Source organism: Pseudonocardia sp. KRD291 (genome assembly GCF_019263595.1).
In the GTDB taxonomy this organism is placed as follows: Bacteria; Actinomycetota; Actinomycetes; order Mycobacteriales; family Pseudonocardiaceae; genus Pseudonocardia.
On the sequence record NZ_JADQDD010000358.1, the window covers coordinates 1 to 5,470 of the forward strand.

At 75.2% G+C, this 5,470-nt stretch carries 7 protein-coding genes; 5 read left to right on the plus strand and 2 right to left on the minus strand.

Annotated elements, in window-relative coordinates; all coding sequences use genetic code 11:
* The 5 genes from I4I78_RS29535 to I4I78_RS29555 all read left to right on the plus strand — a co-directional run.
* On the plus strand, positions 1-1,172 hold a 1,172-nt coding region (locus I4I78_RS29535; RefSeq protein ID WP_218614788.1), incomplete at its 5' end, for a cytochrome P450.
* 156 nt (positions 1,173-1,328) lie between these two features.
* Complete coding sequence (locus I4I78_RS29540) at positions 1,329-1,787, plus strand: DUF5994 family protein (RefSeq protein WP_218614789.1); 459 nt, start codon at positions 1,329-1,331, stop codon at positions 1,785-1,787.
* The gene (locus I4I78_RS29545) at positions 1,784-1,951 is read left to right on the plus strand and encodes a DUF6307 family protein (RefSeq protein WP_218614790.1); all 168 of its coding nucleotides are present in this window, start codon (positions 1,784-1,786) and stop codon (positions 1,949-1,951) included. Before I4I78_RS29540 ends, I4I78_RS29545 begins: the two co-directional genes overlap by 4 nt.
* A gap of 54 nt (positions 1,952-2,005) precedes the next feature.
* Positions 2,006-2,482 (plus strand): pyridoxamine 5'-phosphate oxidase family protein, encoded by a 477-nt coding sequence (locus tag I4I78_RS29550; protein WP_218614791.1) that lies wholly within the window; start codon positions 2,006-2,008, stop codon positions 2,480-2,482.
* Positions 2,483-2,576: 94 nt separating this feature from the next.
* Positions 2,577-2,780: a cold-shock protein gene (locus I4I78_RS29555; RefSeq protein ID WP_218614792.1), complete on the plus strand. Its 204-nt coding sequence runs from the start codon at positions 2,577-2,579 to the stop codon at positions 2,778-2,780.
* Between the two features lie 83 nt (positions 2,781-2,863).
* Here the strand turns inward: I4I78_RS29555 and I4I78_RS33605 are convergent, their stop codons facing one another.
* Positions 2,864-3,532, minus strand: a complete 669-nt coding sequence (locus I4I78_RS33605; protein ID WP_218614793.1) for a TetR/AcrR family transcriptional regulator — start codon at positions 3,530-3,532, stop codon at positions 2,864-2,866.
* A 194-nt stretch (positions 3,533-3,726) separates the two neighbouring features.
* Entirely contained in the window at positions 3,727-5,361 is a 1,635-nt protein-coding gene (locus I4I78_RS29565) for an alpha/beta hydrolase (protein WP_218614794.1), read from the minus strand.
* Positions 5,362-5,470 lie beyond the last annotated feature (109 nt).

Genomic DNA, 5,470 nt, shown 5'->3' on the forward strand with positions numbered 1-5,470 from the left:
ACCCGTTCTCGCACGAGGTGCTGGAGGACCCGCTGCCCTTCCAGGCCGCGCTGCGCGACGCCGGCCCGGTCGTGCACCTGGACCGCTACGGCATCTACGCGATGGGCCGCTACGAGCACGTCCACGCGGCCCTGACGAACTGGCAGGGCTTCCCGTCCGGGGCCGGGGTGGGGATGAGCAACTGGCGCCACGAGGAGCCGTGGCGCCCGCCGAGCCTGCTGCTCGAGACCGACCCGCCGCACCACGACGCGCCCCGGGCGGTGCTGGAGCCGATCCTGTCGCCGCGCGCGCTGCGCCTGCTGCGCGAGCGCTGGTTCGCCGACGCCGAGGACCTGGTCGACACGGTGCTGACCGGCGCAGGCGACACCGTCGAGCTCGACGCGATGGCGGAGCTGGCCGAGACGTTCCCGCTGCGGGTGTTCCCGGACGCGGTCGGGCTGGGCCGCGACGGCCGGGAGAACCTGCTGCCCTACGGCAACCACCTGTTCAACGCGTTCGGCCCGGACAACGACCTGGTCGCGCAGGGCGCCGGGCGGATCGGTGAGCTCTCGGCCTGGGTGAACGCCCAGTGCGCCCGCGAGACACTGAGCCCGGACGGGTTCGGCGCGCGGATCTGGGAGGCCGCCGACCGTGCGGACATCACGCCCGAGCAGGCGCCGCTGATCGTGCGCTCGCTGCTCTCGGCCGGCGTCGACACGACCGTGCACGGTCTCGGCGCGTGCCTCCACGCGATGGCCACCCACCCGGAGCAGTGGCAGCGCCTGCGCGACGACCCCGGCCTCGCGCGGATCGCGTTCGACGAGGCCGTGCGCTGGGAGTCCCCGGTGCAGACGTTCTTCCGGGTCGCCGAGGACGACATCGTCGTCGGGGGCACCCTCGTCCCGCGCGACGACAAGATCCTGATGTTCCTCGGCTCCGCCAACCGCGACCCCCGGCGCTGGGAGCACCCGGACTCCTTCGACCTGTCCCGGGACCCGTCCGGGCACGTCGGGTTCGGGATGGGGCTGCACCAGTGCGTCGGGCAGCACGTGGCCCGGCTCGAGGCCGAGGCCCTGCTCACCGCGCTCGCACGCCGAGTCGGGCGGATCGAGCTCGCCGGGACACCGCGTCGGCACCACAACAACACGATGCGCGCCTGGGGGGCGCTGCCCGTCCGGCTCACCCGCGCCTGAGCCGGCGGACCGCGACCTCGGCACGGCTCCGCCGGGGGCCCCGATCGGAGTAGTATCGGGGCAGTCGAGCACCCTGCACGCGGGCAGTCGCCCCGTCGTCCTCGATGACAGTCCACACCGGACGTCTCATCGGCGTCCGGGGGACGGAACCACCCCATGACGTCGCTCGCCGAGGCATCGCCTCCGCCCCCTGACACCGCCGCACCGGACGGCCGCCGATTCACGATCAAGCCCGGGGCACCGGCCGTCACCGGCCACGTCGACGGGGCGTGGTGGCCACACTCGCGCGACCTCGTCGCCGAGCTGCCCTCACTGGTGGCCGAGCCGGACGCCGGCCGGGTCGACCGTGTCAGCTACTCCGAAGCGGACTGGGACACCACCCCGCGCCGGACCGTCGTCGACGGCTCGGTCGTGAAGCTCGGGCGGTACCGGACGCTGCCGCCGCACACGATGAACGTCCTCGACGGCGGGCGCTGGCGCACGATCCTGGTCATCCCGCCGGAGACCCCGGCACGCGACGCCGAACGCGCGCTCGCGGCCGCCGGGCGCGCCGGCAACTCCGACACCGTCGACGACCTTCTCCGCACCCCGACCACAGACGAGGACCTCCGATGACCGCCGTCGCCACCGCCCCCACCTACCTGAGTCCCTACGACCTGCGACTCTCGCTCGTCGCCGCCGAGCTGCGCCAGAGCACCGACGTCCCGGACGCGGCGGCGACCACCCTCGCCGAGAAGATCCTGCGGGCCCTCGACCACATCCCGGAGAAGATCCGCTAGCCGACCCGGGCGTCGGGCTTGTGCCCGGCGCCCGGTGGTGCTGAGGTCGGACGGATGACGGGTCCCGCCACCCCTGCCCTGCTCACCCCCGGCGACGACGGCGACGCGGCGGTCGCGCGTCGCCTCGACCGGGAGCCGATCATCTGGGTGACGACGGTCTCGGCCGACCACCGTCCGCACTCGGTGCCGGTGTGGTTCCACTGGGCCGACCCGTTCGTCACGATCTTCAGCCGGCCCAGCACGGCGAAGGTGCGCCGGCTGCGCGGCAACCCCGCGGTCAGCCTGTCGCTCGACAGCGCGGCGCAGGGCGCCGACATCGTGCTGGCCGAGGGCGACGCCGGCCTCGTGTCCCTCGCCGACGTCGCGCCGGTGGTCCCCGAGTTCGAGCGCAAGTACCTGCCGATGCTCGGGGAGCAGCCGATCGGGCAGTGGCTCGAGACGTTCTCGCAGCCGGTCGTGGTGACCGTACGACGGCTGGTCGCCTGGCGCGCGACGCCGGAGGGACTCGATCACCGATCACTGCCCCGATGAGCGGATCCGGCGGAAGTTCGTGCAGGTGAACGGGTCGCGAACGGGTAGCGTCGCACCGGTACGACATCGGCAGAACGCTCGAGGAGACACCCGGATGCCACAGGGAACGGTCAAGTGGTTCAACGCGGAGAAGGGCTACGGCTTCATCACGCCGGAGGGGGGTGGCCAGGACCTGTTCGTGCACTTCAGCGCGATCCAGTCCTCCGGCTACCGCTCGCTCGACGAGGGACAGGCCGTGACGTTCGAGGTCACCCAGGGCCAGAAGGGCCCGCAGGCGGACCAGGTCGTCCCGTCCTGAGGGACGTGCTCTGACCCGTACCGGGCGACGTGCCGCGGTCCGCACCGGCGGGCCGCGGCACGCCCCTGTCCGTGCCCGGGGGCTCAGGGACCGGTCGGCCGGCCCGACGTCGCCACCGGGGACGCCGGTGTCCCCAGACCGTTGATCACCAGCTCGACCTTGCGGCGCGTCCACCGGCGCGGCGGATCGTCGACCACTCCCACGCCCGCGGCCCGCACCTGGGGGTCGAGGGGTTCGGAGGTGGACCTGATCTGCGACTCGCGGTCCTGCTTGTGCACGCTCCCGTCCGAGGCGGTGAGCCACGGCATCATGACCACCTCGAGGATGGTGGTCGCGCCGAGCACGGCCTCGTCCGGGTCGAACCCGGCGGCGACGAGACACTCGGTGAGCCGGCGGTAGGCCTCGACGGCGCGTTCCGGGAGCGCGGGCAGCCGGAGCACGGTCAACGCCAGGCCCGGGTGCTGGGCCAGGACCTCGAACAGGGCCTCCGACAGCTCGAGGACGTACTCCTGCCACGGACCGCGCGGGTCGGGCAGGTCGGCCTCGGAGTAGATCTCGTCGACGACCGCGGTCAGCAGCGCTTCGAGGCTGGAGAAGTGGCGGTAGAACGTGGAGTACTTGACTCCGACACGGGAGGTGACCGCACCGACGGTGAGCGAGGCGAGGCCGATCTCCCGGGCTGCGGCCAGCAGCGTCGCCCGATCGGTCAGCGGTGGTCTGCCGGTCCGTCGTGCGGGCTTGCTCTCGGTCACGGAGGGTTCCTTCGGTCGGGGTACAGCACGGCCTCACGCATAGTCGCCTCGGTGGGCGACGACTCAGCGTAGCGCCGGCAGGGTGTCGCCTCGCCGCCCTCCCGGGTCGCCCTGCCGCGCCGCCCTGCCGCGCCGCCCTCCCGGGCCGCCCTGTCCGGACCGCCCCGTCCCGGCCCGGTCCGCGCGGTGCGCCGTCAGCCGATCGGCTGACGGCCGACCGCGATCCGGCCGAGCGCCTCCAGCGAGCGGGAGCCCTGGTCCCAGTACTGGCTGTGGGACGCGATCGGGGCCGACTCGTCCGCCGCGGTCGACGGGTCGTCCGGACGGGGCGCCACGGTGCCGGGGTCGGAGGGGAACACCCGGGCCCCGAACGACGGGTCGACCGGGTTCAGGCCGTGCCGCAGCGTCTCCCGGTCGACCAGCGGGGCGGAGGTGCGCCAAGTATCGGTCCGCGTGAGGTCGTCGATCGGGTCGTTCCCCGCGGTGGTCGCCCACACGTGCGCGGGGTCCATGTTCAGGTCGGCGACGCCGCGGCGGGTGCCCGCGCCCGGGCTGGCGACCAGCACGAGGTCCTCGGCCACCGGCCCGTCGAGCCGTGCGGCGTAGCCGGCCACGGTCGAGCCGTAGCTGTGCCCGATCAGCGTCCGGTGCGCCGGCGGGCCCCGGTGCGTGACGCGCAGCCCGTCCTGGAACCGGGCCAGCGGTTCGGCGGCCCGTTGCGCGTAGCCGCCGGCCGCGGCCCGGAGCACGTCGGGTGGCGCGTCGTAGCCGAGCCAGGTGACGGCGGCGGTGACGGCCCGCGGGTCCGCGGCCCGGGCGGCGGCCACCGTGGTGTCCGCGCGCCGCAGGTCCGCCTCGACCGTCCCGAGCCGGGCGGTGGTGCCGGGCACGTAGGTGACGACGTTCTCCGCGGTGTCCGGGTCCCCGGCCGCGACGATCGCGTGCCCCGGGCCGTCGGTGTCGAAGCCGAGCAGCAGCGCGGGCGGCTCCCCGGCCCGCAACCGCCGTCCGACGGCGTCGATCCCGCGCAGCAGCTCGTCGACGCGCTCGGCCGATGCGACGTCGTCCCGGTCCTGCAGGCGCGTGCGGTGGCGCAGCAGCCGGGCGCGCTCGGCGTCGAGGCGCAGGCGGTTGGCCGTGTCCCGGGCCCGTGCCGGGACGCCGTCGAGCGCGCCGACCCGGTCCGGGTGCTCGGCGAGGGTGCGCTCGCGCACCGCCGCCGGCAGCGATTCCCACCAGTCCCGGACGCCGGACGGAGACGTGCCCGGCTCGGGCGGTGCCGCCGCCGCCGGGAGCACCGGGGGCCCGGCCGGGGCGACCCGGGCCGCCAGCTCCGCCAGTGCGGCTGCGGTCTCGCGGTCGGAGCGGGTGGCCTCGTCCAGTGCGGCGGCGATCTCGCGGGTGACCCGGTCCAGATCCCGCAGGTAGGACCGCAGCCCGAGCGCGAGGAACAGGAACGGGGGCGCCAGTATCACCGGGTGCGGGTGGACGGTGCCGTCGGCGTCGATCCGTGTGGTGGCCGGGTTGACGCCGAGAACGACGTCGGTCAGCCGCTTCTGCGCGGCCAGGACGGCGCCGGCGTGCCGGCCGAGGATCTCCGCCGCCTCCGCGCCGCGCTGCGCGGCCGCGGCCAGCTCGGTGCGCAGCCGGTCCCGGCTCGCGGACGCCGCCCGGGCGTCCCCGCCCGCCCACGACCGGTCCAGGGGAGCGAACGCGGCGTCCAGGCGCCCGGCCTGCGCGCCGAGCTCGCGGCCGAGGCGCTCCCACCCGCGGGCCTGGTGCAGCCACCGGGTCGGGTCGGTCTCGGCGAGCTCGGCGAAGGTCGGCATCAGCCCGTCCGCAGGGTCGCGGCGACGGCGTCGTCCGACGCGGACCACGCGGTGGCGCAGGCGCGCATCGCCGCGGCGCAGGCGTCGAGGCCGGTGCCCGTGCGCCGGA

Bases quoted from the DNA above. Each gene is read 5' to 3' on its own strand.
- I4I78_RS29540 (WP_218614789.1), top strand. From the start codon at position 1,329: ATGACGTCGCTCGCCGAGGCATCGCCTCCGCCCCCTGACACCGCCGCA.
- I4I78_RS29545 (WP_218614790.1), top strand. From the start codon at position 1,784: ATGACCGCCGTCGCCACCGCCCCCACCTACCTGAGTCCCTACGACCTG.
- I4I78_RS29550 (WP_218614791.1), top strand. From the start codon at position 2,006: ATGACGGGTCCCGCCACCCCTGCCCTGCTCACCCCCGGCGACGACGGC.
- I4I78_RS29555 (WP_218614792.1), top strand. From the start codon at position 2,577: ATGCCACAGGGAACGGTCAAGTGGTTCAACGCGGAGAAGGGCTACGGC.
- I4I78_RS29565 (WP_218614794.1), bottom strand. From the start codon at position 5,361: ATGCCGACCTTCGCCGAGCTCGCCGAGACCGACCCGACCCGGTGGCTG.